Here is a 24,808-nt window from a genome sequence, read left to right on the forward strand (position 1 = left end):
GCGGCGGTCGCCGCCGCAGCCCGCCCACCCCCCGTCCCCCGGGCCGCCGTGTGCAGTTCGCGGAACGGCCATTCTGCGCCGGTACGACCGGCCAGGGCTTGTACTAATGCGACAGCAGCGTGCTGGTGACCTGGCCGGGCACGAAGTCCGCGGCGTCGCCCGGGTCGCTGCGGCGGCGCTGCGCCTCGAACTGCCGCGGCGTGCGGCCGACCATGGCCCGGAACGCCCGGTTGAACTGCGGCTGGTCGTAGAAGCCGGCCTCGGCGGCGGCCCGGGTCCACGACGCGCCGTCGGCGTGCAGCCGCAGGGAGCGCTGCAGCCGGAGCACGGCGGCGACGGCCCGCGGAGCCAGGCCCGTGTGCGCGGCGAAGCGCCGCTGCAGCCGGCGCACGCTCCAGCCGGTCTCGGCCGCGAGGTCGCGGGTGGCGACCCGGCCGGCGCGGGCGCGCAGCAGCGACCAGGCGGCGGCGACCTCCGGCGCGACCGCGTAGCGGCCGAGGCGGGCGGCGAACGCGTCGTCGAGCAGCCGGAAGCGGGCGGCCCAGCCGGCGCGCGCCGGCGGGTGCCCGGCGAGGCGCTCGACGAGCTCGGCGGCGCCGGGCAGCAGGTCGTCGAGGGCGGTCGGAGCCTGGCCGAGCTCGCCGAGGACCGGGCCGAAGACGCGGTACGCCGAGAGGGGATCGAACAGCACCGTGATGCCCTCGATGCGCCCGGTGTGCTCGCCGACGCTGGCGGTGGCGCGCAGCGGGTTGACCAGCGACGCGGCCGCCATCGCGGCGCCGTCGCCGACGGCGGGCAGCACCCGGACCGGCTCGGCCAGGCCGATCATCACCTTCGCGATGGCGTCGGGCAGGATCAGGCGGCGGCGGGTCGCGATCGGCGGCAGGCGGAACCCGCGGTACCCGAGCACGACGCCGCGCACCGCGGGCCCGGGAACGCGAGCGATCTGCACCGCGCCTTCCTACCACCGGCGCGCCACTTACTCACGGCCATGAGATCGTGACGGACGTGGACGCAACGCGGTTGGGCGAGGTGGCCCAGATCTACGACCACGAGCAGGCCCGCACCCTCGACGACCTCGGCGGCGGGACCGTCCTGGACCTGCGGACCAGCCTGGCGCTCGCCCGGCGGGCGTGAGTGGTGCCGCGGGCCGACAATCGATGCATGTATGTCATCAAGGAGCGCTTCTTCGACCTCGGCGACGACTTCGACGTCGTGGACGACCACGGGCGCAAGGTGCTGCACGTCGACGGGAAGGTGCTGAGCCTGCGGGACCGGCTCGTGATCGAGGACCCGTCCGGGCACGAGGTGGCCTCGGTGTGGCGCAAGCTCGTCTCGCTTCGCCCGACGTACCGCATTGAGATCGGCGGCGAGGAAGCCGCGGAGGTCACCAAGAAGCTGTTCACGCCGTTCCGCGACAAGTTCACCATCGACGTGCCGGGCCCGGACGACCTGGAAATGTCCGGGAACCTCTTCGACCACGAGTTCACGGTCGAGCGCGGCGGCCGCGAGGTGGCGGCGGTGTCGAAGCGGTGGCTGAGCATCCGCGACAGCTACGCGGTGAACATCGCCGAGGGCGAGAACCACCTGCTCATCCTGTGCGCGGTCCTGGCGCTGGAGCTCGCGCTGCAGCGCGAGAAGGGCGACCGCGACTAGGCGCTAGGCCCGCGCCCGCAGCCCGTCGACGATCAGGTCGAGCAGCCGCCCGGCCTGCTCGCGCTGCGCCGGCTCGCCCGCGGCGAGGGAGATGCCGTTGAGGGCGACGAGGACGTCCTCCGGCTCCGCGTCGGTGCGCAGCCCGTCCGCCTCCCCCGCCCGCAGCAGGCCGCCGAGCGCGCCGAGCAGCAGCTCGCGGCTGTGCGCGAACGGGCGCCCGCCGGCCGCGATGACCGCGCGCAGGGCCTCGGCCAGGCCGCGCTTGGTCGCCAGGTAGTCGATGAACGCCTCCATCCAGGCGCGCAGTGCCTCCACGGGGGGCAGCTGGGCGCTCAGGCGCGGTGCCGACTCGCACAGCCGCGTGAGCTCCGTGCGGTACACCTCCTCGACCAATGCCTCCCGCGTGGGGAAGTGCCGGTAGAGGGTGCCGATGCCGACGCCGGCGTCGCGCGCCACCCGCTCCAGGGTCACGTCGGCGTCCGCCTCGGTCGAGAAGGCCTTCAGCGCCGCCTCGAGCAGGCGTTCGCGGTTGCGCCGCGCGTCGGCCCGCATGGGTCGCGGGTGGTTCACGTCACACTCCAAACAGGGGCAAGCGGAGGACCCTCCGGTTACGGTTGAGGCATCTGGAGGCGCCTCCGTTTCATATGGTACCGCTGGTGCCCACCAAGGAGTGATCATGTCTTTTGGCTTCGAAACCACCGCCGCCGAGGTCCTGTCCGGCGTCGACCTCACCGGCAAGCGGGCGATCGTCACGGGTGGTGCGTCCGGCATCGGCATCGAGACCGCCCGCGTGTTCGCCTCGGCTGGCGCCGAGGTGACCATCGCCGTGCGCAACACCGAGGCCGGCGAGCGCGTCGCCGCCGACCTCATCGCCGACACCGGCAACAAGCAGGTGTCCGTGGCCCCGCTGGACCTGTCCGAGCAGGACTCCGTGCGCGCCTTCGCCGCCGGATGGGACGGGCCGCTGCACATCCTGGTCAACAACGCCGGCGTCATGGCGCTGCCGGACCTGCGGCGCACGCCGCAGGGCTGGGAGCTGCAGTTCGCCACCAACCATCTCGGGCACTTCGCCCTGACCACCGGGCTGCTGCCGGCGCTGCGGGCCGCGCAGGGCGCCCGGGTCGTCGCGGTGAGCTCCAGCGCGCACCACTTCTCCCCCGTCGTGTTCGACGACATCCACTTCGAGCGGCGCGAGTACGAGCCGTGGCGCGCCTACGGCCAGTCCAAGACGGCCAACATCCTCTTCGCCGTCGAGGCCGACCGGCGGTGGTCCGGCGACGGCATCCGGGTCAACGCCCTGCACCCGGGCTCGATCCGCACCAACCTGCAGCGCCACGTCGACCCGGCGGAGCTGGAGCGGCTGGCCCGCGAGACCCGCGCCGGCGAACCGCGGCGGATGAAGACCCCGCAGCAGGGCGCCGCCACCTCGGTGCTGCTGGCCGCCTCGCCGGCCGTCGACGGCATCGGCGGCAAGTACTACGAGGACTGCAACGAGGCGCGCCCGCACACCGCCGGCATGACCGGCGTCAGCGCACACGCCCTCGACCCCGACGCGGCCGCCCGCCTCTGGGACCTCTCCTACGTTCTGATCGGAGCCTGACCATGTCGTTCGGATTCGAGACCACCGCCGCCGAGGTCCTCGACGGCGTCGACCTCACCGGCAAGCGCGCCGTCGTCACCGGTGGCGCGTCCGGCATCGGCATCGAGACCGCGCGCGCTCTCGCCGCCGCCGGCGCCGAGGTCACCATCGCCGTGCGCAACACCGAGGCCGGCGAGCGCACCGCCGCCGACCTCGTCGCCGACACCGGCAACAAGCAGATCCACGTCGGCCGGCTGGACCTCGCCGACCAGGACTCCGTGCGCGCCTTCGCCGGCGCGTGGGAGGGCCCGCTGCACATCCTCGTCAACAACGCGGGCGTCATGGCCTCGCCCCTCGCCCGCACGCCGCAGGGCTGGGAGATGCAGTTCGCCACCAACCACCTCGGCCACTTCGCCCTCGCCGCCGGCCTGCTGCCGGCACTGCGGGCCGCCAACGGCGCCCGGGTCGTCGCGGTGAGCTCCTCGGCCCACCTGCGCTCGCCCGTCGTGTTCGACGACATCCACTTCGACGTCCGCGAGTACGACCCGTGGCTCGCCTACGGCCAGTCGAAGACGGCGAACGTCCTCTTCGCCGTCGAGGCCGACCGGCGGTGGTCCGGCGACGGCATCCGGGTCAACGCCCTCCACCCCGGCGGCATCCGGACCAACCTGCAGCGCCACGTCGACATCGACGCGCTCGTGCGGTCGGTCCAGGAGGCCAACGGCGGCAAGGAGATCGCGTGGAAGACGCCGCAGCAGGGCGCCGCGACCTCGGTGCTGCTGGCCGCGTCACCGACCGCCGAGGGCGTCGGCGGCAGGTACTACGACGACTGCAACGAGGCCGCGCCCAACCAGCCCGGCACCCGCACCGGCGTCGCGGCCTACGCGCTCGACCCGTCTGCGGCATCCCGCCTGTGGGACGTCACGCTCGACACGCTGCACATCACCTTGTAGTCACATCACGTTGTAGCGGCTGAGCGGCTCGACCAGCTCGCGCTCCTCGTACGACAGGTGCGACAGGAGCGTGTCGGTGAGCAGGTCGACCGCTCCCCGCACCGCCGTGATGCCGTCCGGGTCGGACACCATCGCGACGAGGGCCGCGTCGACCCGCTCGAGGACCTCGGCGATGACGTGGTGCTCCGCCTCCAGGCGGTCGACGACCGGCACGAGCCGGGGGTCGGCCGCCCGCAGGCGCGGGAACAGGCTGACGTCCTCGATCGTGTGGTGCGTGGTGACGACCCGGCAGTAGCTCTCGCAGTAGGTCCCGAGCGTCCAGTTGTTCTGCCGCATCGCCATCGTGTTGATCATCGACCGCGCCCGCCCCAGGTCCAGGGCTCCGGCCGCGACCTGCTCGACGAGGTCCCGCACCTGCGCCAGCTCTTCCCGCAGGTGGTTGTGCACGTCGACGAGATGCTGCCCCGACGCCTTCTGCCGGGCGCTGTACCTGACGCTGAGGTCGCTGTCGGGTCCCGCCGGCCGCTCCGACTCGTCCCACAGCCGCGTCTGCGACAGCCGGACCCCGTCGTCGGGCGTCGGCGTGGCCAGGGTCTCGTTGAGCACCCGCACGGCCCGCCCGTTCCCAGCGCCGTCGCGCTGGTCTTCGCGTTCGTCTTCGGAAATGTCCGGCACGCCGGACATTTCCGATTTATCGCCTTTATCGGTATCCAGCGCGAGCGCGGGGTCGCCTCCCGACGGGTGCGTGCGCTCGGCGGCCACCAGCTCGCGTACCGCCGGCGCGACCTCCAACGCGAAGCGCTCCAGATCCGAGTCGGCGCCCGGCGAGACCATCAGGACGAAGGCGCTCATGCCCTCGGTCACGGCCAGCTCGGCGAGCTGCTCGACCCACACCTTCGGCGGGCCCTGCAGGAACTCCCGGCCGTCGCCGCGGAACGAGCCCACGATGTTGTACAGCCGCCGCACGTCCTCGGGGCGCCGGCCCGCGGCCTCGGCGGCCTCGTCGATGCGCCGGTTGGCCTCGGCGAGCTGGTCCGGCGGCAGGTACGGCGCGCTGGGCAGCCACCCGTCGGCCAGCCGCCCGATCAGCGACAGCATGCGCGGCTTGTAGCCGCCGACCCAGATCCCGATGTCGTGCGCGGCGCCGGGCCCGGGGTGCGCACCCTGCAGCCGGTAGTGCTCCCCCTCGACGCGCGCCGAGCGCTCGTCGCTCCACAGCGCGCGCATGACGGCGATCGCCTCCTCCAGGGCGCGCAACGACTCGGCGGCGCCCCGGCGCGGCCCGCCCATGCCGGCGATCGCGTCCCAGAAGGCGCCGGCGCCGAGACCGAGCTCGACCCGGCCCCCGGTGAGCAGGTCCAGGCTGGCCGCGGCCCGCGCGAGCACCGCGGGCGGGCGCAGCGGCAGGTTGGCGACGTTGGGGAAGACGGAGATGCGCTCGGTCTGAGCGGCGATCACCGACAGCAGGGTCCAGGCGTCGAGGAAGCGCGCCTGGTAGGGGTGGTCCTGGACGCTGGCCAGGTCCAGCCCGAGCTCCTCGGTGCGCACGGCGAGCCGCAGCGTCTCGGCTGCACCGGCGGCGTCGGGCGGCAGGAAGGTCCCGAAGCTCAGCTCGTGGCCATAGTCGGTCATGCAGATAATATTCCACGCAGAACGTTCACGGGCAAAACGTCGATGCGCCAAAGTGGTCCGTCTCACCGTACCGGCAACCCGCCGGGCCCAGCGCTCCGTCTTCTCTGCCAGGGAACCGGGGAGGCGCGTTGAAGGCATCGGACGAGGCGGAGTTCCGCGACTTCGCGACCGTGCGCATGGCGGGCTGGCGGCGCACCGCCTACCTGCTGTGCCGCGACTGGGACCTGGCCGAGGACGTCGTCGCCACCATGCTCGGCCGGCTGTACCGGCAGTGGCCGCGGCGATCGGCGATCGTCAACCTGGACGCGTACGTCAGCACGATGCTCGTGCGCGCCCTGCTCGACGAGCGGCGAAGACCATGGCGGCGCGAGCGGCCCGCGGACTTCGACGCCGACTACGAACATCCGGTCAGCGCCGCCGCCGACGCGGGGACGGTGGACCGGCTGACCCTGGACGCATACCTGGCCCAGCTCGGCCCGCGCCGCCGGGCCGTGCTGGTGCTGCGCTTCTACTGCGACCTGTCCGTCGAGGACACCGCCGAGGCGCTGGGCATCTCGATCGGAACCGTGAAGAGCCAGACGGCGCGCGGCCTGGAGACGCTGCGCGCCATGGCGTCCGTGCAGCATCCGGCGGGGAGGCGGGAGTCATGACGTACCGAACGATGTTCGAGGAAACGATCGGGCCGGAGCCCGCGGCGAAGCACACCGTCGACGAGCTGATCGCGGGCTATCGCCGCCGGACGCTGGCCCGGCGCCTGGCCGGCGGGGGCGCGGGTGCGGCGGCGGCCGTGCTGCTCGTCGTCGGCGCGACCGCCCTGGCCTCCCCCGGCCCCGCCCCGTCACCGGGGCGGCCGAGCGGCGCCGCCGTCGCGCCGAGCGGCTCCGGGCCGGGCACGGCGGGGGCGCGCCCGACGCGCACACCGCTCGGTGTGGAGCCGACGGAGGCCACGGAGCACGCGCGGCAGCGGCTGGCGGCCGCGATCGACGCGGCGGTGCAGGGCGCGATTCCCGGCGTGCGCCTCGACGGGCCGTTCGTGGTGGAGCGCAAGGAGCAGCCGCTCGTGATCGACCGGGCGGGCTCGATCGCCGGCTCGTCGTTCTACGAGACCGAGCAGACAGTCCGCACCGCGAAGGGCCATGGCACGCTGTCGGTGAGCCTGATGCGGCGCTACGCGGACACGACCTGCACGCCGACGGCGACGCCGCCGTCGCCGGGCGATCCGGCCGGGTACGGGCCGCACGTGTCGTGCCGATGGGGGTCCGGGCCGCAGGGCGCGCCCGTCCTCACGACCGTCATCACGGGCGAGGCGCCGGGCCTGGTGCGCACGATCGTGGCCGTGGACAACCGGGACGGCTCGACGGTGACGGTGGGGTTCGAGTTCGAGGGCTCGTCCGAACCGGTCGACCGCACGCAGCTGCAGTCGATCGCGACGGACTACCGGGTCACGCTGTACCCGTGAGGCGCGCCCAACGCTCGATCTCGTCCATGTGGGAGGGGGTCAGGCCGTGGCGCGGGTCGGGGCGGATCAGCAGGGCGCGGCCGCCGGCGGTGAACTCGTCGCGCAGCGGGCCGGGCTCGGGCACCACGACGTCGTCGGTCCAGACGAGCCGCCGCCCGCCGAGGAGCACGGCGCGGGCGGCGGCGAGCTTGGCGACGGAGAAGTCGGGCACGTCGCCGAACGCGCGGGGCAGGGGCGGCATCCGCAGGGCGCGCTCGATCTCGGTCGGCCAGGCACACCAGGTGGAGCACCACCGGGCCTCGACGACGCCGTCGCGGTGCAGCCGCCGGATCCGCGCGACGAGGGCGGGCGCCCACCGCAACGGCCAGCCGACCCCCTCGGCGACGGCGACGCCCTTGTGCGGTGCGGCGCTCCAGCGCGGGCGCCGCACGTTGATGACGCCGTCGACATCGAGCAGCCACACGGGCGGTTCGGCAGCGTCCATGGTGCGATTGTCCCCCGTCCGGCTCACCGTCCATAGTGGATGGCGGCGCCGGGCTTGAGGCCACAGCCGGAATCGAACCGGCGTGTGTCGCTTTGCAGGCGACTCCCTGGACCACTCGGGCATATGGCCGTGCTGGTGCGCGCCTCCGGCTGGACTCGAACCAGCGGCCTTCAGGTTCGGAACCTGATGCTCTATTCCGCTGAGCTACGAAGGCTTGACGTGCGGGCGGAGGGATTCGAACCCCCTCAGCGCTGAGCAGCTGGTTTACAGCCAACCTCGACTCTCCGACGTCGACGCGCCCGCGTGGTTGAGCCGGTCGGCCCCCGTTGACCGGCCGGCTCGGTGATGGCAACAGCGTCGCAGGGGCGGGATTTGAACACCGCGATCTCCGGCTTATGAGGCCGGCGAGGACGACCGAGCTCCTCCACCCTGCTTCCGGGTCTTGCTGGCGTGCTGGTCTTGCTGTGGTGCGTAGCGCGGACGGGACTCGAACCCGCACATGTCCTGGGTGAAAACCAGGCGACTCTCCCAAATTCGTCCACCGCGCCAGGTGGTCGTGCGCTGTCTTGCGTGCCCCCGGCGCGAGTCGAACGCGCACCGTCGACGTCCTCAACGTCGTGCCTCTGCCTTTGGGCTACGAGGGCGTGGTTGTGCTACGAGCGGCAGCCGGGACTCGAACCCGGGACCTTCGCCATGGCGAGGCGACGCTCTGACCTGACTGAGCTACGACCGCGTGAGTGAGTTCCTTGCGCACCGCCGACCGGATTTGAACCGGCGACCTCGGCCTCGACAGGGCCTTGCTCTTCCACTGAGCTACGACGGCTTGAGAATTGCTCGAAAATAGACGCCATCCACTATTGAATTGTCAATGTCGTGCTTGCACCCAATATCGGAGGGTGCACGAAAAAACCGCCCGGTCCCCGGTGGGGTGGGCGGCGGAGGCGTCGCTAGCGAGCGTGCTAGCTGCTCCACCGACCAGGGAGGTAACCGCCGTCAAGGCGACCATAGCCTTCGCGACAATCAAGAGCGGCGATGAGACCAAGCTCGGCGTGCCGCTTCATGGCCATCTCCTTCACTCTCGAACTCTCCGGCTTCGAGCCCCGGGTGTTCCCCGGTGCTGATGAATACAGTACGCATTCCGCAGCGATCGCACAATGCATTTATCGCGACTTCATCGGCCGCACTGATACGCGATCGCGCACACCCGAACTTGCCGAGCCCGAAGCAGCCGGTGATGCACGTCGACCCGAGGCGGTCACCCCGCGCACCCCGCAAGGAGGTACGGTGCCCCGTATGCCGCAGTTGATCACCCCTACGGCGGACCGCCACAAGGCCTGGCTCGCCGCCCGCGACGACTGGGCCGGCGCCACCCAGCACGGCAGCGGCCTCTCCCCCGAGCACGACGTCGACTCACCGGAGGGCTTCGCGGCGTGGGTCACGTGGCTCAACGCCCAGCCCGGCAACGCTTTCGTCTACCCCGACGACCGCGTGCCCGCGACGTACTGGTGGATCGCCGAGGACGAGGACATCCTGGGCGCGATCTCGCTGCGCCACCGCCTGACCCCGAAGCTCCTCGAGGCCGGCGGCAACATCGGCTACGGCATCCGCCCGTCGTCCCGCGGCCGCGGCGTGGCCACGTGGGCGTTGCGCGAGGTGATCCGCGAGGCCACGGCAACGGGCCTGGACCGCGCCCTGCTGACCTGCGACGAGTCCAACCCGGCATCGGCACGGGTCATCGAACACTGCGGCGGCGTCCTGGAGGACATCCGCGACACCTGGCTCGGCCGCACCCGCCGCTACTGGATCACCCTCACGTAACAGCTGATTGCTATCGTCCCATCACTCTGCGCGAACGTCACCAAGGTCAGTTAGGTGGCGTCGGGTACGGTGAAAGAGCAAAGAGCGGAGCCGGCACCGCCGGGACCCGTGTCGCCAACTCCGGCCAGGCGACCACGTATCGGCGGCTTCGGCACCAGGATTCACGGCTTCGACGCCCGCTCGCAGCCATGCGCGCGCGGTAGTCGCGAAGCGCGCGCATGGTGCGCGTGTTGGTCGCGATGCACGTGCGGTGGCTGCCGAGGCACGCGTGTGTGGCGCGACGGACCAGGGCGGTGGCCGCAAGGCACCTGCCGCGGCCGTCGCCGCGCATGCGGTGGTCGTCGCGACGCGCGTGCGGTCGTCGCCACGCGCGTGAGGTGGTGGCTACGACGGTGGGGCGTTCCACTGGTGCAGCGACGGGATTTCGTGCTCGTGGCCGAGCACCGAGATCGTGGCGGTGCCCAGCGTCAGGTGGGCGCCGAACGCGATCGGCTGCTCGAGCCATCGCGCGGCCAGCGAGCGGGAGGCGTGGCCGTGGCTCACCACCGCCACGTCGCCCAGGGCGAGCATCGGACGGAGCTTGGCCAGGACGCGGTCCAGGCGGTCAGCGACCTGCTGCGGGGTCTCGCCGCCGGGGCAGCCCTCGCGCCACAGGTCCCAGCCAGGGGCCTCGGCGTGGATGTCGGCGGTGGTGCGGCCCTCGTAGGCGCCGTAGTCCCACTCCGCGACGTCGTTGTCGACGTCGGTCACGGTCAGGCCGGCCAGCTCGGCGGTGCGGCGGGCGCGGCGCCTCGGGCTGCTCACAACGGCCACGAACGAGCGGTTCCGCAAGGCGCGGGACAGGGCCCGTGCGCGGGACTCGCCCTCGCGGGTGAGGTCCAGGTCGGTGGTGGAGGTGTGCCGGCCCGCGGCGCTCCACTCGGTTTGGCCATGCCGTACGACCACGATCTCTCCCATCCTCGTATTGTGCCGGTTTCCGGCTACGCTGCACGCGATGGACGGGGTTCTGGTGCTCTGGGACGTGGACCACACGCTGGTCGACGTGGACGGGCTGGGGCGGGAAGCGTACGACCTGGCGTTCCTGCGGCGATTCGGGGTGCCGGTGCGGCATCAGCCGCCGATGGCGGGGCGGACCGACCGGGCGATCGCGATCGACATGCTGCGGTTCAACGGGGTCGAGGTCACCGCGCGGCACCTCGAGGACCTGCGGGAAGGGGCCGAGGCGGCGCTCGACGAGCTGGCGCACCTGCTGCCGGAGCGTGGGCGGGCGCTGCCGGGGGCGGCCGCGGCGCTCGCGGCGGTCAAGGCGCGGACGGTCCAGTCGCTGCTGACCGGCAATGTGCGGCGGATCGCCGAGGTCAAGCTCGGGCCGTTCGGGTTGACCGCGCATCTGGATCTTGACGCGGGCGCCTACGGGTGGAGCCACGAAATCAGGGCCGAGCTCGTCGGGATCGCCCGGGCCAATGCGCGGCTCCGGTTCGGGCGTGACTACGACCGGATCGTGCTGGTCGGGGACACGCCCGAGGACGTCGGGGCGGCGCTGAGCAGTGGGGCCGGCGTCGTCGGGGTGGCCACCGGGCGCTACACGGTGGCCGAGCTGCAGAGCGCCGGGGCGCATGTGGCCCTGGCGGACCTCAGCGACACCGGGCGTGTCGAAGAGGCGATCAAGGCTGCCGCGCGTTAGGGCGGTTCTCGTACGGCGTGGACAGCACGACCGTGGTGCGTGTGGTGACGTTGGCCGCGGAGCGGATCTCCTGCAGCAGGCGCTCCAGCGCCAGGGGGTTCTCCACGCGCACGAGCAGCATGTAGAAGTCCTCGCCCGCGACCGAGTAGCAGGACTCGATCTGCGGGAGCTTCGCCAGGCGGTCGGGGGCGTCGTCGGGCTGGGACGGGTCGAGGGGGCGGATCGCGACGAACGCGGTCAGCGAGAGGCCGAGCGCGTCGTGGTCGACGCGGGCGGAGTAGCCCTTGATGACGCCGCGCTGCTCGAGGCGGCGCACCCGCTGGTGCACCGCCGACACCGACAGCCCGACCCGCTCGGCCAGGTCGGTGTAGGACAGGCGGCCGTCGACGGCCAGTGCCGCCACGATCGCGCGATCGGTCTCTTCCACGGTCCGAACCATAACCTGAACGGCAAGTGACTAAAGAGACCGGGAGATCACCAGGCGCTGGATCTGGTTCGTCCCTTCGAAGATCTGCAGCACCTTGGCCTCGCGCATGTACCGCTCGACCGGGTGGTCCGAGACGTAACCGGCGCCGCCGAGCACCTGCACCGCGTCCGTGGTGACGCGCATCGCGGTGTCGGTGCAGAAGAGCTTCGCCTTCGCGGCCTCGGCGCTGTGCGGCAGGCCGGCGTCGCGCAGGCGGGCGGCGGCCAGGTACAACGCGCGGGCCGCGGCGATCTGCGTCGCCATGTCGGCGAGCATGAAGCCGACGCCCTGGAACTCGGCGATCGGGCGGCCGAACTGCTCGCGCTCCTTGGCGTAGGCCGCCGCGTAGTCGAGGGCCGCCTGGGCGAGGCCGACCGCGCACGCGGCGATGCCGAGGCGGCCGCCGTCCAGGGCGCTCAGCGCGATCCGGAAGCCGCCGCCCTCCTCGCCGATGAGCCGGTCGGCGCCGACGGCCGCGCCGTCGAGGACGAGCTGGGCGACGACCGAGGAGCGCAGGCCCATCGTCTTCTCCGGGGGCTGCGGCAGCAGGCCGGGGGTCGCGGCGTCGACCAGCAGGCAGGAGATGCCGGACGCGCCGGGGCCGCCGGTGCGCACGAAGACGTTGTAGAAGTCGGCCCGGCCGGCGTGGGTGATCCAGGCCTTGGTACCGCGGACGACAAAACCGTCCGGTCCGGCCTCCGCGCGGGTCTTCAGCGCCGCGGCGTCCGATCCGCTGTGGGGCTCCGACAGGCAGTAGGCGCCGAGCAGCTCGCCGCCGAGCATGTCCGGCAGGTGCTTCTTGCGCTGCAGCTCGGAGCCGTAGGCCGCCAGCGGGTAGCACGACAGGCTGTGCACGGAGACGCCCTCGGCGACGGCCAGCCAGCGGGCCGCGATCTCCTCGAGGACCTGCAGGTACAGCTCGTAGGGCACGCCGCCACCGCCGTGCTCCTCCGGGTAGGGCAGGCCGAGCAGGCCGGCCCGGCCGAGCAGGCGGAACAGCTCGCGCGGGAAGCGCCGCTCGGCCTCGAACTCGTCCACCCTCGGCGCCAGCTCGCCGTCCGCGATCTCGCGCACCAGCCCGATCAACGCCTGCCCTTCGTCAGACAGGAACGGGCGTTGCACGGTCATAGGATCACCAGCTCCGTGTCGATGGTGTTGAGGCGCTCGACGCCGTCGTCGGTGCACACGACGATGTCCTCGATCCGGGCGCCATGGCGACCGGCGAGGTAGATGCCGGGCTCGATCGAGAACGCCATGCCCGGCTCCAGCGCGGTGGCGTTGCCGGCCACGATGTAGGGGTCCTCGTGGCCGTCCAGGCCGATGCCGTGGCCGGTGCGGTGCAGGAACTGCGGGCCGAAGCCGGCGCCGGCGATGAGGTCGCGGGCGGCGGCGTCGACGGACTCGGCGGTCACGCCGGGGCGCACGGCAGCGACGGCGGCCCGCTGGGCCTCGTGCAGGACCGCGTAGTAGGCGGCGAACTCGGCCGGCGGCTCGCCGACGCAGTACACCCGCGTCGAGTCGGAGCAGTAGCCGTCGGGCATGGCGCCGCCGATGTCGACGACGACGGGCTCCCCCGCGACGATCACCCGGTCGGAGACGCCGTGGTGCGGGCTGGCGCCGTTGGGCCCGGCGGCGACGATCGTGAACTCGACGGTGGCGTGGCCGGCCTCGCGGATGCCGGCGGCGATGTCCGCGGCGACCTCGGCCTCGGTGCGCCCGGGCCGCAGCCACTCACCCATCCGCTCGTGGACGGCGTCGATGGCGCGCCCGGCGCGGCGCAGCGCCTCGACCTCGGCCGGGGTCTTGCGCAGGCGCAGGCCGCGCAGCACGGCGCCGGCGAGGGCCTGTGCGGCGTCGGGCAGCGCGTCGCGCAGGGCGAGGACCTGCTCGGCCCACATGCGGTCGCCGAGGCCGACGGTCTTGGCGCGGTCGCCGAGGAGGTCCTGGACGATGCCGTAGGGGTCGGTGCCGTCCTCGTGGTCGACGAGCCGCACGCCGACGGACTCGGCCGGGGAGGCCTCGGCGGCGGGGCGCTCCAGGCGCGGGACGATGAGTGTGGCGTCGCCGTCGGCGGGCAGCACGAGCAGGGTGAGCCGCTCCAGGGCGTGCGCGTCGTATCCGGTCAGGTATCGCAGGTCGGCGCTCGGCCCGATGAGCAGCGCGTCGAGCCCGGCCTCGGCGGCGGCGCGGCGGGCGGCGGCCAGCCGGTCGGATGTGTACAGCTCCACATCACCAGCTTAACGGTCGTTTGGTTTTTCGTGGTAGCCGAGTGTCCCAGGAGCGGAGATAGGTGTTCGAAGGCGGACAGTGGCGTAATATGCGGCCTTAGGTTGAGTAAAGGGCCAACCCGAAGCTGTCGCCGAATCGAGACGATGAACCTCGCTGCCGCGCCGACGCCCAGCGACCGGGTCGCAGGCCCGTTCGTGCATGAGGCGTTACTGTACGACGGCGCGTCGAGCTTCCTCGCCGGCACGATGAAGTTCATCTACGAAGGCTTCTCCTGCGACGAGCCCACCGCCGTCGCCGTGCCGCCGGCCAACGTCGCGATGCTGCGCGAGCGACTGGGCGCCTTCGCCGACAGCGTGTGCTTCATCGACCTGACCGAGGCCGGGCGCAACCCGGGCCGGATCATCCCGTGGGTGCTGAGCAAGTTCATGGATGAGCACGCCGGCCGGCGGGTCCGCATCATCGGCGAGCCGATCTGGCCCGCGCGCACCCCGGCGGAGTATCCGGCGTGCGTGCAGCACGAGGCGATGGTCAACGTCGCGTTCGCCGGGCGCGAGGCGACGATCCTGTGCCCGTACGACGTGTCCCGCCTGGAGCCCGGCCGCGTCCGCGACGCCTTCGCCACCCACCCGATCGTGGCCAACGAGACCGGGCGCTTCCCCAGCGACGCCTACGACCCCTACGGCATCGCCGAGGCCTACAACACGCCGCTGCCCGAGCCGCCGGCCGGCGCGACCACGATGCGCTTCGAGCTGGCCGGCCTCGTCGACGTGCGGCGCCGGGTCGCCGAGGTGGGGCTGGACGCCGACCTGCCGCCGGACCGCATCGTCGACCTGCAGAGCGCGGTGAACGAGCTGGCGACCAACAGCATCCAGCACGGCGGCGGCTCCGGCACGCTGCGCACCTGGTTCGACGACGACCGGGTGGTGTGCGAGGTGCGCGACTTCGGCCACATCACCGACGTGATGATCGGCCGCCTGCGCCCGCCGGCCGGCCGGGGCCGCGGGCTGGTCATGGTCCATTTCCTGGCGGATCTGGTACAGCGGCACACCGATGCCACGGGCACCACGACCCGCATCCACGTGTTGCGGTGAGTAGTCTGGCCGGGTGGACCGACCGTTGCTGCTGATCGACTCCGCCAGCCTCTATTTCCGTGCGTACTTCGGGGTGCCCGAGGCCGCCGCGAAGGCCCCCGACGGCACCCCGGTCAACGCCGTGCGCGGCTTCCTGGACATGCTCTCCACGCTGATCCGCGGCCGCGGACCCGACCGCATGGTGTGCTGCCTCGACGAGAGCTGGCGCCCGGCCTGGCGGGTCGCGCTGCTGCCGTCGTACAAGGCGCACCGGCTGACCCCCGCCGGCGGCGAGGAGGTCCCGGCGGCCCTCGAGGCCCAGGTGCCCGTGATCCTCGACTTCCTCGCGGCGCTGGGCATCACCGCCGTGGGCGCGCACGACTTCGAGGCCGACGACGTCATCGGCACCCTGGCGGCCCGCGAGCCGGGGCCGGTCGAGGTGGCCACCGGCGACCGGGACCTCTTCCAGCTCATCGAGGACAGCAAACCGATCCGGGTGCTGTACTGCGGCCGCGGCGTCGCCAAGCTCGAGGTCCTCGACAACGCCGGCCTGCACGCCAAGTACGGGGTGCCCGCCGCCGGCTACGCCGACCTCGCGGCGCTGCGCGGCGACCCCAGCGACGGCCTGCCCGGCGTCGCCGGCGTCGGGGAGAAGACCGCGGCCCGGCTCGTTGACCGCTACGGCGGCCTCGACGGCATCCTGGCCGCGCTCGACGACCCGGCGTCGGGCTTCGCGCCGGGGCTGCGCGGCAAGCTGGAGGCCGGCCGGGAGTACCTGGCCAGCGCCCGCGACGTCGTCGCCGTCTCGCGCACCGTGCCGATCCCGCCGCTGTCGACGAAGCTGCCCACCTCCCCGGCCGACCCCGACCGGCTCGTCGAGCTCGCCGAGCGGTGGGGGCTGGCCGGGGCCACCAAGCGAATCGTGGATGCCCTAGCCGCCATCTAGGACGCGGACCGGCTCCACCCGCCAGATCAGGTCGCAGTAGTCGCGCACGGTGCGGTCGGAGGAGAAGAAGCCGCACCGGGCCGCGTTCAGCACCGACATGCGGGCCCAGCCGTCCGGGTCGCGCCACGCCTGCTCGATCCGGTCCTGGCACTCGAGGTAGGCGCGGTAGTCGGCCAGGGCCAGGTACTCGTCGCGGCCGAGCATCGCGTCGACCACCGGGCCGAACAGGCCGCGGTCGCCCTTGGCGAACATGCCGCCGGCGATCGCGTCGACGGCGGCGCGCAGCTCCGGGTCGCGTTCGTAGTACTCCCGCGGGTGGTAGTCGCGGCGGGCCTCGGCCGCCTCGTGCGCGTCGAGGCCGAACAGGAAGAAGTTCTCCGCGCCGACCCGGTCGCGGATCTCGATGTTCGCGCCGTCGAGCGTGCCGATCGTCACCGCGCCGTTGAGGGCGAGCTTCATGTTGCCCGTGCCCGAGGCCTCCTTGCCGGCGAGGGAGATCTGCTCCGACAGGTCGGCGGCCGGGATGATCACCTGTGCGCGGGAGACGTTGTAGTCGGGCAGCAGCACGACCTTCAGGTGCCGCGACACCAGCGGGTCGGTGTTCACCGCGTCCGCGACCGCGTTGACGAGCCGGATCAGCAGCTTCATCGAGTGGTACCCGGGCGCCGCCTTGCCGCCGAAGAGCACCGTGCGGGGCACGAGGTCCAGGTCCGGATTCTCGCGGATGCGGTTGAACAGCGTGATCACGTGCAAGAGCTTCAAATGCTGCCGTTTGTACTCGTGGAAGCGCTTGATCATCACGTCGCACAGCGCGTCGGGGTCGATGACGACGCCCGTGGACTTCTCGACCTGCTTGGCGAGGTCGGCCTTGTTGGCGCGCTTGGCGGCCCGCCAGCGCTCCAGGAACGCCGGGTCGTCGGCGGCCGGCGCGAGCCCGTCGAGCCGGTCGAGGTCGGTGAGCCACTGCTCGCCCCCGAGCCGCTCGCTGATCAGCGCCGACAGCCGCGGGTTGGCCAGGCGCACGAACCGGCGGGGCGTGACGCCGTTGGTGACGTTGTGGAACTTCTGCGGCCACAGCTCGGCGAAGTCGCGCAGGGTCGTGGCCTGCAGCAGCCGGGTGTGCAGCTCGGCGACGCCGTTGACGGCGGTGCTCGCCACGACCGCGAGGTGCGCCATGCGGACCCGCTTCTCGGGCTCCTCCTGGATGATCGAGAGCCGGCGGATGCGGTCGGCGTCGCCCGGGTACGTCGCCTCGACCTCCTGCAGGAAGAAGTAGTTGATCGCGTAGATGATCTCCATGTGCCGGGGCAGCAGCCGCTCCAGCAGCGACACCGGCCACGTCTCCAGGGCCTCGGGCAGCAGTGTGTGGCAGGTGTAGTTGAACGTGCGGCGGGTGATCGACCAGGCCAGGTCCCAGTCGAGGTGGTGCTCGTCGACGAGCAGCCGCATGAGCTCGGTGACCGCCATGACCGGGTGGGTGTCGTTGAGCTGGATGACGACCTTGGCCGGGAAGGCGTCCCAGCCGGAGTTGCGCAGCCGGTAGCGGCGGATGATGTCGCGCAGGGAGCAGGCCACGAGGAAGTACTGCTGCTTCAGGCGCAGCTCGCGGCCCTGCTCGGTGCTGTCGTCCGGATACAGCACCTTGCTGATGTTCTCGGCCCGCACGATGTCCTCGACGGCCTCCTTGTACTGCCCGGCCCCGAAGCGCGACAGGTCGAACGACTCGCGGCTGGCGCGCGCCTGCCACAGCCGGATGATGTTGACCGTCTGCGTGCCGTACCCGGGCACGAGCATGTGGCTCGGCTCGCCGCGCACGGTCTCGCCGGGCGTCCACTGCCGGCGCAGCCCGGACGGGTCGTCCAGGGCGCGGGCGGTCGTGCCGTAGAAGCCGATCACCTGCCGGTCGTCGGGCGCCGAGAACTCCCACGGGTTGCCGTAGAACGTCCAGTCGTCGGGCCGCTCGACCTGCGCGCCGTCGCGGAATCCCTGCTTGAAGATGCCGAACTCGTAGCGGATGCCGTAGCCGACGGCCGGGATGTCCAGCGTCGCCATCGAGTCCAGCAGGCACGCGGCGAGCCGCCCGAGCCCGCCGTTGCCCAGCCCCGGCTCGACGTCGTAGCTCTCGAGGTCCTCGAGGGTGACCCCGAGGTCCTCGGCGATGGGGTGCACGAAGCGCTCGGTGTCGCTGTACAGCAGGTTCTGCCGCAGCTGCCGCCCGAGCAGGTACTCGGCGGACAGGTAGTACACGAACCGCGGGTTGGCGTCGTAGTGCGCGGCGGCCGTGCGGGCGTAGCGCTCGACGAGCCGGTCGCGGACCGTGAGCGCGAGCGTGTGGTAGCCGTCGGAGCCGCTGGCCGACTCGATCGTGGTGCCGCGCTGGAAGTACAGGTTGCTGAACAGGTCCCGTTCGAAGTCCTCGAGCGTGCTGCCGACGGAACGCATTCTGGGGCGGGGCCGGGCATCGGTCACCTCTTGAGTATCCCGCGCGCGGCGCCCGCCTCTGGGCATTTGGCTCCCTGCGCTCGCGGTGGGGGAGCTTCGCTCCACCCACACTCCGTCAGGACCCACCGGCCACGAACAAGCAGAACATACCTATTTAGGCACTATCTCGCCACGATTGCGGAAAACGCTCCGTTTGGGCGTGAAATAACATGAATGCAGATCGAGAAGCGCGGCACCGCGCACTATACAGATTTACCACCTGTCGGGGTATAAATCCGACAAGTCGTGGCGCGCCAGCGCCCGACTTGTCGGGAAACAGCGCGACCCCCGCGGCGAGGCGGGGGTCGGCGGAGATGGTGACGCAGGTGAGGTCAGCGGCCGCGCTGGCGACGGGCGTCGGCGATGCCGTTCGCGGCGCGCGCGGCGAAAGCCTGACCGGGCGCCTTACCGCCCTGGCCCGGCGCCGGCGGCGGCGTGGTGGTGGTGGAGGAGGAGGTGCTGTTGGAGCCGCCGCCGAAGACCGGGCCGCCGCTGGAGCGCATTGCCTGGCCGGCGGCGATCTTCTCGCGGACGGCGGCGGCCTCGGCCTGCTCGCGCTCCGACGGCACGGCCATGACCGCGCTGGCCAGGGCGATGACCACGACCAGGACGAACAGGACGATCGGGGCGAGGAACCAGTTGACGTCGACGCCGTGCAGCGGGGTGACGTCGTGGTTGAGGTGGACCTGCATCGCGTACATGCCGGTGTAGTGCATGCCGCAGACGGCGACGCCCATGACGGCCGCGGCGGCGGTGGTGGCGAGCATGCCGCGCACGACGATCGTGAACCACAGGGCGACCGTGGCGGCCACGACGGCGATGGCGTAGGAGGCGATGTAGAGGTTGCTCTTGTACTCGAAATTGCCGTTGACGTTCATCGCGGCCATGCCCGTGTAATGCATGAACGCGACGGATACGCCGGTGATCGGGCCGCCGACGAGGACCTTCCACAGCTTGGGCTTGCCCAGGCCGACGATGAACAGGCCGACGCCGACCGTCACGACGGCGATGAAGAAGCTCGCGACCGTGGTCGGCACGTCGTAACGCAGCGGGCTGTCCTGCACGCTGAAGCCGACCATGGCCATGAAGTGCATGACCCAGATGCCGGTGCCGCCGATCGACCAGGCGGCGAGAACGAGCAGCCAGGCGCGGCGGCGGGTGTCGGTGGCGGCCCGGGCGCGCGCTGTGCTCACGAGACCGAGCAGCGAACCCAGAAATGACATGGCGTAGGCGAAAATCGGGGTGATCGCGCCGTACGTGAAATGGTGCAGCTGACCCACGAGTCCCCCTCCAACCCAGGCACCGGCGAGAGCATCATTGCGGATCCGAACGTTTTTTTCTAATCCGCATCACCCGCGGGAACGGAAAAATCGCTGAGTGATCAGCCCATGACGCTGTACGCCAGAACGCCGCGTGTCACGGCGGTCATCGCCTGGCGGGCGGTGCGGCGCACCGGCTCGGGCGCGCCGGCGGCGTCGGACAGCTGCCCGAGCAGGTCGAGGACCTGCCGGGACCAGCGCACGAAGTCGCCGGCCGGCATGTCGCCCTCGAGGCCGTGGACGCTGCCGAGGACCTTGGTGAGGGACTCGCCGCGGGCCCAGCGGTACATCGGCCACGCGAAGCCCAGGTCGAGCTCCCGCGTCAGCTGCAGGCCCCGCGAGTCCTCGTCGTCGCGCAGGTCCGCCCACAGCTTCAGGGTGGTGTCGATGGCGTCGGTGACCTCGCCGCGCGGCACCGAGGCGCGGTCCTCGGCCTCGCGGCGGGCCTCGTAGACCAGCACGCTGGCGGCGGCGGCGAGCTCGGCCGGGCCGAGCTTGTCCCACACGCCGCGGCGCAGGCACTCGGCGACGAGCAGGTCGGTCTCCGACCAGATGCGGGCGAGCATCCGGCCCGCGTCGGTGACGCCGCCCTCGGCGTTGAGGTACCCGCGGTCGGTGAGCAGCCCGCACACCCGGTCGAAGGTGCGGGCCAGGGAGCCGGTGCGGCTGGCGACCTTGCCCCGCAGGCCCTCGGTGTCGCGGTCCAGGCGCCAGCGCCGCTCGGCCCAGCGGGCGTGGTCCTCGCGCTCCGGGCAGCGGTGGCAGGGGTGGCGGCGCAGGGAGGCGCGCAGCGCGTCGAGCTCGTGGTCGTCGGCGGCCGCGGCGTTGCGGGCCCGCGCGGGGCGGCCGCGGTCGGCGGGCGCGATCTCCATGCGGCGCAGCTGCGCGGCGAGGTCGCGGCGGTCCTGCGCGGAGCGGTAGTTGAACTGCCGCGGCACGCGGACCCGGCCGATCGCCTCGACGGGGGTGGTGAAGTCGGCGCCGGAGATGCGCCCGGCCCAACGGTCCTCGGTGAGCACGAGCGGGCGGGGCTCGCCGAAGCCGCCGGTGCCGGGGTCGATGACGATCGCCAGGCCCGAGCGGCGCCCGGCGGGGACCCGGATGACGTCGCCGGAGCGCAGGCGCTCCAGGGACTCCAGGGCGGCCGCGCGGCGCTGCTGCACGCCCTGGCGGGCGATTGCCTTCTCACGGTCGGCGATGGCGACCCGGATCGCGAAGTACTCGGCGAAGTCGCCGAGGTGGCAGGCCATCTCCCCGGCGTAGGTGGCCATGGTCTCGGTGTTGCGCTGCACCTGCCGGGCCAGGCCCACGACCGAGCGGTCGGCCTGGAACTGGGCGAAGGAGCTCTCCAGCAGCTCGCGGGCCTCGGCGAAGCCGACGCTGCCGACGAGGTTGACGGCCATGTTGTACGAGGGCCGGAAGCTCGACTTGAGCGGGTAGGTGCGGGTGGAGGCCAGGCCGGCGACGTGGCGCGGGTCGACCTCGGGGGCCCAGACGACGACGGCGTGGCCCTCGACGTCGATGCCGCGGCGGCCGGCGCGGCCGGTGAGCTGGGTGTACTCGCCAGGAGTCAGGTCGACGTGCGCCTCGCCGTTGTACTTGACCAGGCGCTCGAGCACGACGCAGCGGGCCGGCATGTTGATGCCCAGGGCCAGGGTCTCGGTGGCGAAGACGGCCTTGACCAGGCCGCGCACGAAGAGCTCCTCGACGACCTCCTTGAACGCGGGCAGCATGCCGGCGTGGTGCGCGGCGAGGCCCCGCTCGAGGCCGTCGAGCCACTCCCAGTAGCCGAGCACCTGCAGGTCCTCGTTCGGGATGTGCCGGGTGCGCTCCTCGACGATGCTGCGGATCTCGGCGCGCTCGTCGGGGCCGGTGAGGCGCAGGCCGGCGGCGAGGCACTGCTGGACGGCGGCGTCGCAGCCTGCCCGGCTGAAGATGAACTGGATCGCGGGCAGCAGGCCCTCGCGGTCGAGCCGCTCGACGATCTCCGCGCGGTGCGGGCCGGTCCAGCGGCCCCGCTTGCCGCGGCGCAGGTCGCCGCCGGCGAGCTCGACGCGGCGCAGCATCTCGCGGTGGTAGCGCAGCAGCTCCGGGTGCACGTCGTGCTTCTGGGCGGCCTCGGCGTCGTGGAACAGGTCGAACATCCGCTTGCCGACGAGCATGTGCTGCCACAGCGGCACGGGCCGGTGCTCGCTCACCACGACCGACGTCTCGCCGCGCACGGTGACGAGCCAGTCGGCGAACTCCTCGGCGTTGGAGACGGTCGCCGACAGCGACACCAGGGTCACCGACTCGGGCAGGTGGATGATCACCTCTTCCCAGACGGCGCCGCGGAAGCGGTCGGCGAGGTAGTGCACCTCGTCCATGACGACGTAGGACAGGCCGTGCAGGGTCGCCGAGCCCGCGTAGAGCATGTTGCGCAGCACCTCGGTGGTCATCACCACCACGGGCGCGTCGCCGTTGATCGCGTTGTCGCCGGTGAGCAGGCCCACCCGCTCGGCGCCGTGGCGCTGGACCAGGTCGTTGTACTTCTGGTTGGACAGCGCCTTGATCGGCGTCGTGTAGAAGCACTTGCGACCCTGGCGCAGTGCCAGGTGCACCGCGAACTCGCCGACCACGGTCTTGCCCGCACCGGTGGGCGCGCAGACCAGCACGCCCGTGCCGCGCTCCAGGGCCGCGCACGCCTCGGCCTGGAACGGGTCCAGGGCGAACTCCAACCCGTCGGTGAACTCGACGAGGCCCGGTCCCTCGGCGCGCTCTCGGGCCGCCTGGTAGCGGTCTGCGGGGCTCAACTCAACGTCCTCGTTACCGCTCACGCTCCCAAGGCTAGGCGAAGCATGCCCGGATCCGCTCATAGGTATCGTGCTGGCGTGCCGGAAAGCGATGACTCACTCACTTCCCGACGACCGATCGAGGCGGTGCTGCTGGACTTCCACGGGACGCTGGCGCAGGTGGAGGACGCGGTCCGCTGGGTGATGCTGGCGGCGCAGAGCGCCGGGCGCGAGCTGCAGCGGCCCCGCGCGACCGTCCTCGCCGACCGGCTCACCACCGCGGGCCGGGCCGGTGGCCCCAGGCCGCACCGGGTGCCCGCGCACCTCGCCGAGGTGTGGGCCGACCGGGACCTGTCCGTGGACGCGCACCGCGCCAGCTACACGGGCCTGGCCGCCACCGTCGACGAGGAGCTGGCCGGGCACCTCTACGACCGGCTGCTGCTGGCCGACGGCTGGGAGCTGTACGCCGACACCGTGCCGACGCTGCGGGCCCTGCGCGCCGCCGGCGTCCCCGTCGCCGTGGTCAGCAACATCGGCTTCGACCTGCGGGCCCTCGCCGCCGACCTGGGCTTCGCCGACCTCGTCGACGAGTTCGTGCTCTCCTACGAGGTCGGGCGCACCAAGCCCGACCCGGCCATCTTCTGGCGGGCCTGCGCGGCCCTGCGGGTCGACCCGGAGCGGGCGCTCATGGTCGGCGACACCCCCGCGGACGCGGGCGCGGCGGCGGCCGGCTGCAGCGTCCTCGTCCTCCCGGAGAGTGAACCGGGCAAGGTTCACGGGCTCGGCGGCATCCTGCGGCTGCTGTAGCGGCAGGTGTCAAAACGCCCCGCCGCGGGAAACAGTGTCGCAACACCGGCTCTGCGCTTGTCGCGCCGCTCCCCCGCGACCACAGTGCATCCGAGCCCTTTTCTTGACTGCGGAGGTACGCCATGCCCTTGAACCGCTGGGATCCCTCGAACGCGCTGGCCCGACTCCAGGAGGACATGGCCGGCGCCGCACACCACGCACACGGTGCGTCGGTGCACACCGCCACCGACGGCGACGACCTGCTCATCACCGTCGAGGGCATCGACGCGTCCGCCGTCGACGTCCAGGTCTCCGGCGGCCGCCTGACGATCAAGGGCCAGAGCGGCGGCAGTACCTCGCAGAGCCGCGACGTCGCCGGCGGGCACTACTCGTCGTCGTCGTCGAGCTCGAGCTCGTTCAGCCGCTCGTTCTCGGTGCCGGGCGACGTCGAGCAGTCCGACGTGTCGACCGAGCCGACCGCCAACGGCGTGAAGGTCCGCATCCGCAACGCGGCGTGACGCTCAGCCGAGCAGCTTCAGGGCGCCGGGCACGCAGCTGACGGTCACGGGGAGCGGGCAGATCCGCTCCCCGTCCGCATAGGCGGTGACGCCGTCGCCGGCCAGCTCGATCGTCCGGGCGCGGTGCGTGCTGACCCGGCGGTCGTGCACGTGGGTGCCCTTGAGCACCTTCGGCCGCAGCCGCATCAGGGTCAGCCGGCCCAGCGGCTCGGCGACGACGACGTCGAGCAGACCGTCAGTGGGGTCGGCGCCCGGCACGATCCGGAAGCCGCCGCCGTAGCTCTCCGTGTTGCCGATCGCCACCAGAACGGAGTCGAACTCGGTGGCGGCGCCGTCGAGGCTCATGCGGTACCGCCGCGGGCGCAGCGTGGCGAGCTCCTCCACGATCGCGCGGTTGTACCGCTGCGGCCCCCGCGGCCACCGGATGCGGTTGGCCCGCTCGTTGACGAACGCGTCGAACCCGGCGGCGAGCACCGCGCCGAACCAGGCGCGGGTCCCGTCGGCGCCCTCCACGCGCGCCAGGTCGATCGCCCGGCTGGTCCCGTCGCGCAGCGCGTCGGCGATGACGCCGGCCGCGGCGACGGGCGAGAGCGGCAGCCCGAGGCGCACCGCGAAGTCGTTGCCGGTCCCGGCGGGCACGATCCCGAACGCCACCCCGGTGCCGGCCACCGCCTGCAGCCCGAGGTGGACGGTGCCGTCGCCGCCCATGGCCACGAGCGCGTCGCACCCGTCCGCGACCGCCTGCCGTGCCTTGTCGCGTGTTTCCGCGGCGGTACCCCCGGACAGGACCGCGACCGCGGCCCCGTCGGCCCCGAGCCGCTGCACGACCGCGGGCAGCAGCGCCGCGCGCCGGCCCTTGCCGGCGGTGGGGTTGGCGAGTAACGCGATGTTCACGGCGCAGACTGTAAACGTTCAGCGCCCCGGGGCCTACGGCCGCCGGGGCGCTGATTTCACGTG

23 protein-coding genes, 8 tRNA genes and 2 pseudogenes are annotated in these 24,808 nt (G+C 72.3%); 12 read left to right on the forward strand and 21 right to left on the reverse strand.

Annotated elements, in window-relative coordinates; all coding sequences use genetic code 11:
- Positions 1-103: 103 nt before the first annotated feature.
- Positions 104-952: a helix-turn-helix domain-containing protein gene (locus ABD901_RS24455; protein WP_345129466.1), complete on the reverse strand. Its 849-nt coding sequence runs from the start codon at positions 950-952 to the stop codon at positions 104-106.
- Between the two features lie 47 nt (positions 953-999).
- On the opposite strand from ABD901_RS24455, the gene ABD901_RS24460 reads away from it, so the two are divergent.
- Both ABD901_RS24460 and ABD901_RS24465 read left to right on the forward strand, forming a co-directional pair.
- A complete protein-coding gene (locus ABD901_RS24460) occupies positions 1,000-1,137 on the forward strand; it encodes a hypothetical protein (RefSeq protein ID WP_345129467.1) in 138 nt (45 codons plus the stop codon).
- Between the two features lie 27 nt (positions 1,138-1,164).
- A complete protein-coding gene (locus tag ABD901_RS24465; protein ID WP_345129468.1) occupies positions 1,165-1,656 on the forward strand; it encodes an LURP-one-related/scramblase family protein in 492 nt (163 codons plus the stop codon).
- A gap of 3 nt (positions 1,657-1,659) precedes the next feature.
- On the opposite strand, the gene ABD901_RS24470 is transcribed toward ABD901_RS24465, so the two are convergent.
- Positions 1,660-2,226, reverse strand: coding sequence for a TetR/AcrR family transcriptional regulator (locus ABD901_RS24470; RefSeq protein WP_345129469.1), 567 nt, complete (start codon positions 2,224-2,226; stop codon positions 1,660-1,662).
- Between the two features lie 106 nt (positions 2,227-2,332).
- Here ABD901_RS24470 and ABD901_RS24475 point away from each other — a divergent pair, with 106 nt between their 5' ends.
- Together ABD901_RS24475 and ABD901_RS24480 are read left to right on the forward strand one after the other, a co-directional pair.
- Entirely contained in the window at positions 2,333-3,256 is a 924-nt protein-coding gene (locus tag ABD901_RS24475; RefSeq protein WP_345129470.1) for an SDR family NAD(P)-dependent oxidoreductase, read from the forward strand.
- Positions 3,257-3,258: 2 nt separating this feature from the next.
- A complete protein-coding gene (locus ABD901_RS24480; protein WP_345129471.1) occupies positions 3,259-4,188 on the forward strand; it encodes an SDR family NAD(P)-dependent oxidoreductase in 930 nt (309 codons plus the stop codon).
- On the opposite strand, the gene ABD901_RS24485 is transcribed toward ABD901_RS24480, so the two are convergent.
- Positions 4,189-5,820, reverse strand: a complete 1,632-nt coding sequence (locus ABD901_RS24485; RefSeq protein ID WP_345129472.1) for an LLM class flavin-dependent oxidoreductase — start codon at positions 5,818-5,820, stop codon at positions 4,189-4,191.
- A gap of 128 nt (positions 5,821-5,948) precedes the next feature.
- Between ABD901_RS24485 and ABD901_RS24490 the strand changes: the two genes are divergently transcribed.
- A complete protein-coding gene (locus ABD901_RS24490) occupies positions 5,949-6,470 on the forward strand; it encodes a sigma-70 family RNA polymerase sigma factor (RefSeq protein WP_345129473.1) in 522 nt (173 codons plus the stop codon).
- Positions 6,467-7,279 (forward strand): hypothetical protein, encoded by an 813-nt coding sequence (locus ABD901_RS24495; RefSeq protein ID WP_345129474.1) that lies wholly within the window; start codon positions 6,467-6,469, stop codon positions 7,277-7,279. The genes ABD901_RS24490 and ABD901_RS24495 overlap by 4 nt, the downstream gene beginning before the upstream one ends.
- Here the strand turns inward: ABD901_RS24495 and ABD901_RS24500 are convergent.
- From ABD901_RS24500 to ABD901_RS24540, 9 genes are all read right to left on the reverse strand, one after another.
- A complete protein-coding gene (locus ABD901_RS24500) occupies positions 7,263-7,763 on the reverse strand; it encodes an HAD domain-containing protein (protein ID WP_345129475.1) in 501 nt (166 codons plus the stop codon). The genes ABD901_RS24495 and ABD901_RS24500 overlap by 17 nt on opposite strands.
- Before the next feature lie 57 nt (positions 7,764-7,820).
- Positions 7,821-7,892, reverse strand: a tRNA-Cys gene (locus ABD901_RS24505).
- A gap of 11 nt (positions 7,893-7,903) precedes the next feature.
- Positions 7,904-7,977: transfer RNA gene (locus ABD901_RS24510), tRNA-Arg, on the reverse strand.
- Positions 7,978-7,983: 6 nt separating this feature from the next.
- Positions 7,984-8,066: transfer RNA gene (locus tag ABD901_RS24515), tRNA-Tyr, on the reverse strand.
- 54 nt (positions 8,067-8,120) lie between these two features.
- Positions 8,121-8,197 (reverse strand) — tRNA-Met (locus ABD901_RS24520).
- Between the two features lie 38 nt (positions 8,198-8,235).
- Positions 8,236-8,311 (reverse strand) — tRNA-Glu (locus tag ABD901_RS24525).
- Positions 8,312-8,334: 23 nt separating this feature from the next.
- Positions 8,335-8,407: transfer RNA gene (locus ABD901_RS24530), tRNA-Leu, on the reverse strand.
- Positions 8,408-8,421: 14 nt separating this feature from the next.
- Positions 8,422-8,496: transfer RNA gene (locus ABD901_RS24535), tRNA-Gly, on the reverse strand.
- Between the two features lie 18 nt (positions 8,497-8,514).
- Positions 8,515-8,586, reverse strand: a tRNA-Asp gene (locus ABD901_RS24540).
- Between the two features lie 470 nt (positions 8,587-9,056).
- On the opposite strand from ABD901_RS24540, the gene ABD901_RS24545 reads away from it, so the two are divergent.
- Positions 9,057-9,581, forward strand: a complete 525-nt coding sequence (locus ABD901_RS24545; RefSeq protein WP_345129476.1) for a GNAT family N-acetyltransferase — start codon at positions 9,057-9,059, stop codon at positions 9,579-9,581.
- Positions 9,582-9,965: 384 nt separating this feature from the next.
- Here the strand turns inward: ABD901_RS24545 and ABD901_RS24550 are convergent, their stop codons facing one another.
- The gene (locus ABD901_RS24550; protein ID WP_345129477.1) at positions 9,966-10,538 is read right to left on the reverse strand and encodes a histidine phosphatase family protein; all 573 of its coding nucleotides are present in this window, start codon (positions 10,536-10,538) and stop codon (positions 9,966-9,968) included.
- A gap of 37 nt (positions 10,539-10,575) precedes the next feature.
- On the opposite strand from ABD901_RS24550, the gene ABD901_RS24555 reads away from it, so the two are divergent.
- Complete coding sequence (locus tag ABD901_RS24555; RefSeq protein ID WP_345129478.1) at positions 10,576-11,265, forward strand: HAD family hydrolase; 690 nt, start codon at positions 10,576-10,578, stop codon at positions 11,263-11,265.
- Here ABD901_RS24555 and ABD901_RS24560 read toward each other — a convergent pair.
- The 3 genes from ABD901_RS24560 to ABD901_RS24570 are packed head-to-tail and all read right to left on the reverse strand — an operon-like array spanning position 11,246 to position 13,959.
- Positions 11,246-11,692: an Lrp/AsnC family transcriptional regulator gene (locus ABD901_RS24560; protein ID WP_345129479.1), complete on the reverse strand. Its 447-nt coding sequence runs from the start codon at positions 11,690-11,692 to the stop codon at positions 11,246-11,248. The genes ABD901_RS24555 and ABD901_RS24560 overlap by 20 nt on opposite strands.
- A gap of 30 nt (positions 11,693-11,722) precedes the next feature.
- Entirely contained in the window at positions 11,723-12,859 is a 1,137-nt protein-coding gene (locus ABD901_RS24565) for an acyl-CoA dehydrogenase family protein (protein ID WP_345129480.1), read from the reverse strand.
- Positions 12,856-13,959, reverse strand: a complete 1,104-nt coding sequence (locus ABD901_RS24570; RefSeq protein WP_345129481.1) for a M24 family metallopeptidase — start codon at positions 13,957-13,959, stop codon at positions 12,856-12,858. Before ABD901_RS24570 ends, ABD901_RS24565 begins: the two co-directional genes overlap by 4 nt.
- A gap of 144 nt (positions 13,960-14,103) precedes the next feature.
- On the opposite strand from ABD901_RS24570, the gene ABD901_RS24575 reads away from it, so the two are divergent.
- Both ABD901_RS24575 and ABD901_RS24580 read left to right on the forward strand, forming a co-directional pair.
- Positions 14,104-15,051: an anti-sigma factor RsbA family regulatory protein gene (locus ABD901_RS24575; protein ID WP_345129482.1), complete on the forward strand. Its 948-nt coding sequence runs from the start codon at positions 14,104-14,106 to the stop codon at positions 15,049-15,051.
- 13 nt (positions 15,052-15,064) lie between these two features.
- Positions 15,065-15,976, forward strand: coding sequence for a 5'-3' exonuclease (locus ABD901_RS24580; protein ID WP_345129483.1), 912 nt, complete (start codon positions 15,065-15,067; stop codon positions 15,974-15,976).
- On the opposite strand, the gene ABD901_RS24585 is transcribed toward ABD901_RS24580, so the two are convergent.
- From ABD901_RS24585 to ABD901_RS24595, 4 genes and pseudogenes are all read right to left on the reverse strand, one after another.
- Positions 15,962-18,445, reverse strand: a complete 2,484-nt coding sequence (locus ABD901_RS24585) for a glycogen/starch/alpha-glucan phosphorylase (RefSeq protein ID WP_345129484.1) — start codon at positions 18,443-18,445, stop codon at positions 15,962-15,964. The two genes, ABD901_RS24580 and ABD901_RS24585, sit on opposite strands and share 15 nt — an antisense overlap.
- 344 nt (positions 18,446-18,789) lie before the next feature.
- Positions 18,790-19,737, reverse strand: coding sequence for an MHYT domain-containing protein (locus ABD901_RS24590; protein WP_345129485.1), 948 nt, complete (start codon positions 19,735-19,737; stop codon positions 18,790-18,792).
- Positions 19,738-19,838: 101 nt separating this feature from the next.
- Positions 19,839-20,579: pseudogene (locus ABD901_RS59100) on the reverse strand (DEAD/DEAH box helicase); the annotation flags it as partial.
- Positions 20,580-20,656: 77 nt separating this feature from the next.
- A pseudogene (locus tag ABD901_RS24595) lies at positions 20,657-22,631 on the reverse strand (DEAD/DEAH box helicase); the annotation flags it as partial.
- On the opposite strand from ABD901_RS24595, the gene ABD901_RS24600 reads away from it, so the two are divergent.
- Both ABD901_RS24600 and ABD901_RS24605 read left to right on the forward strand, forming a co-directional pair.
- Positions 22,614-23,354, forward strand: a complete 741-nt coding sequence (locus ABD901_RS24600) for an HAD family hydrolase (RefSeq protein ID WP_345129487.1) — start codon at positions 22,614-22,616, stop codon at positions 23,352-23,354. The pseudogene ABD901_RS24595 and the gene ABD901_RS24600 sit on opposite strands and share 18 nt — an antisense overlap.
- A gap of 122 nt (positions 23,355-23,476) precedes the next feature.
- The gene (locus ABD901_RS24605) at positions 23,477-23,851 is read left to right on the forward strand and encodes an Hsp20 family protein (RefSeq protein ID WP_345129488.1); all 375 of its coding nucleotides are present in this window, start codon (positions 23,477-23,479) and stop codon (positions 23,849-23,851) included.
- A gap of 3 nt (positions 23,852-23,854) precedes the next feature.
- Here the strand turns inward: ABD901_RS24605 and ABD901_RS24610 are convergent, their stop codons facing one another.
- A complete protein-coding gene (locus ABD901_RS24610; RefSeq protein ID WP_345129489.1) occupies positions 23,855-24,745 on the reverse strand; it encodes a diacylglycerol kinase in 891 nt (296 codons plus the stop codon).
- Between the last annotated feature and the right edge of the window lie 63 nt (positions 24,746-24,808).

The organism is Dactylosporangium darangshiense, assembly GCF_039537565.1.
Classification (GTDB): Bacteria; Actinomycetota; Actinomycetes; order Mycobacteriales; family Micromonosporaceae; genus Dactylosporangium; species Dactylosporangium darangshiense.

Bases quoted from the DNA above. Each gene is read 5' to 3' on its own strand.
- ABD901_RS24465 (WP_345129468.1), top strand. From the start codon at position 1,165: ATGTATGTCATCAAGGAGCGCTTCTTCGACCTCGGCGACGACTTCGAC.
- ABD901_RS24475 (WP_345129470.1), top strand. From the start codon at position 2,333: ATGTCTTTTGGCTTCGAAACCACCGCCGCCGAGGTCCTGTCCGGCGTC.
- ABD901_RS24480 (WP_345129471.1), top strand. From the start codon at position 3,259: ATGTCGTTCGGATTCGAGACCACCGCCGCCGAGGTCCTCGACGGCGTC.
- ABD901_RS24485 (WP_345129472.1), bottom strand. From the start codon at position 5,820: ATGACCGACTATGGCCACGAGCTGAGCTTCGGGACCTTCCTGCCGCCC.
- ABD901_RS24495 (WP_345129474.1), top strand. From the start codon at position 6,467: ATGACGTACCGAACGATGTTCGAGGAAACGATCGGGCCGGAGCCCGCG.
- ABD901_RS24500 (WP_345129475.1), bottom strand. From the start codon at position 7,763: ATGGACGCTGCCGAACCGCCCGTGTGGCTGCTCGATGTCGACGGCGTC.
- ABD901_RS24545 (WP_345129476.1), top strand. From the start codon at position 9,057: ATGCCGCAGTTGATCACCCCTACGGCGGACCGCCACAAGGCCTGGCTC.
- ABD901_RS24550 (WP_345129477.1), bottom strand. From the start codon at position 10,538: ATGGGAGAGATCGTGGTCGTACGGCATGGCCAAACCGAGTGGAGCGCC.
- ABD901_RS24555 (WP_345129478.1), top strand. From the start codon at position 10,576: ATGGACGGGGTTCTGGTGCTCTGGGACGTGGACCACACGCTGGTCGAC.
- ABD901_RS24565 (WP_345129480.1), bottom strand. From the start codon at position 12,859: ATGACCGTGCAACGCCCGTTCCTGTCTGACGAAGGGCAGGCGTTGATC.
- ABD901_RS24575 (WP_345129482.1), top strand. From the start codon at position 14,104: ATGAACCTCGCTGCCGCGCCGACGCCCAGCGACCGGGTCGCAGGCCCG.
- ABD901_RS24600 (WP_345129487.1), top strand. From the start codon at position 22,614: ATGCCCGGATCCGCTCATAGGTATCGTGCTGGCGTGCCGGAAAGCGAT.
- ABD901_RS24605 (WP_345129488.1), top strand. From the start codon at position 23,477: ATGCCCTTGAACCGCTGGGATCCCTCGAACGCGCTGGCCCGACTCCAG.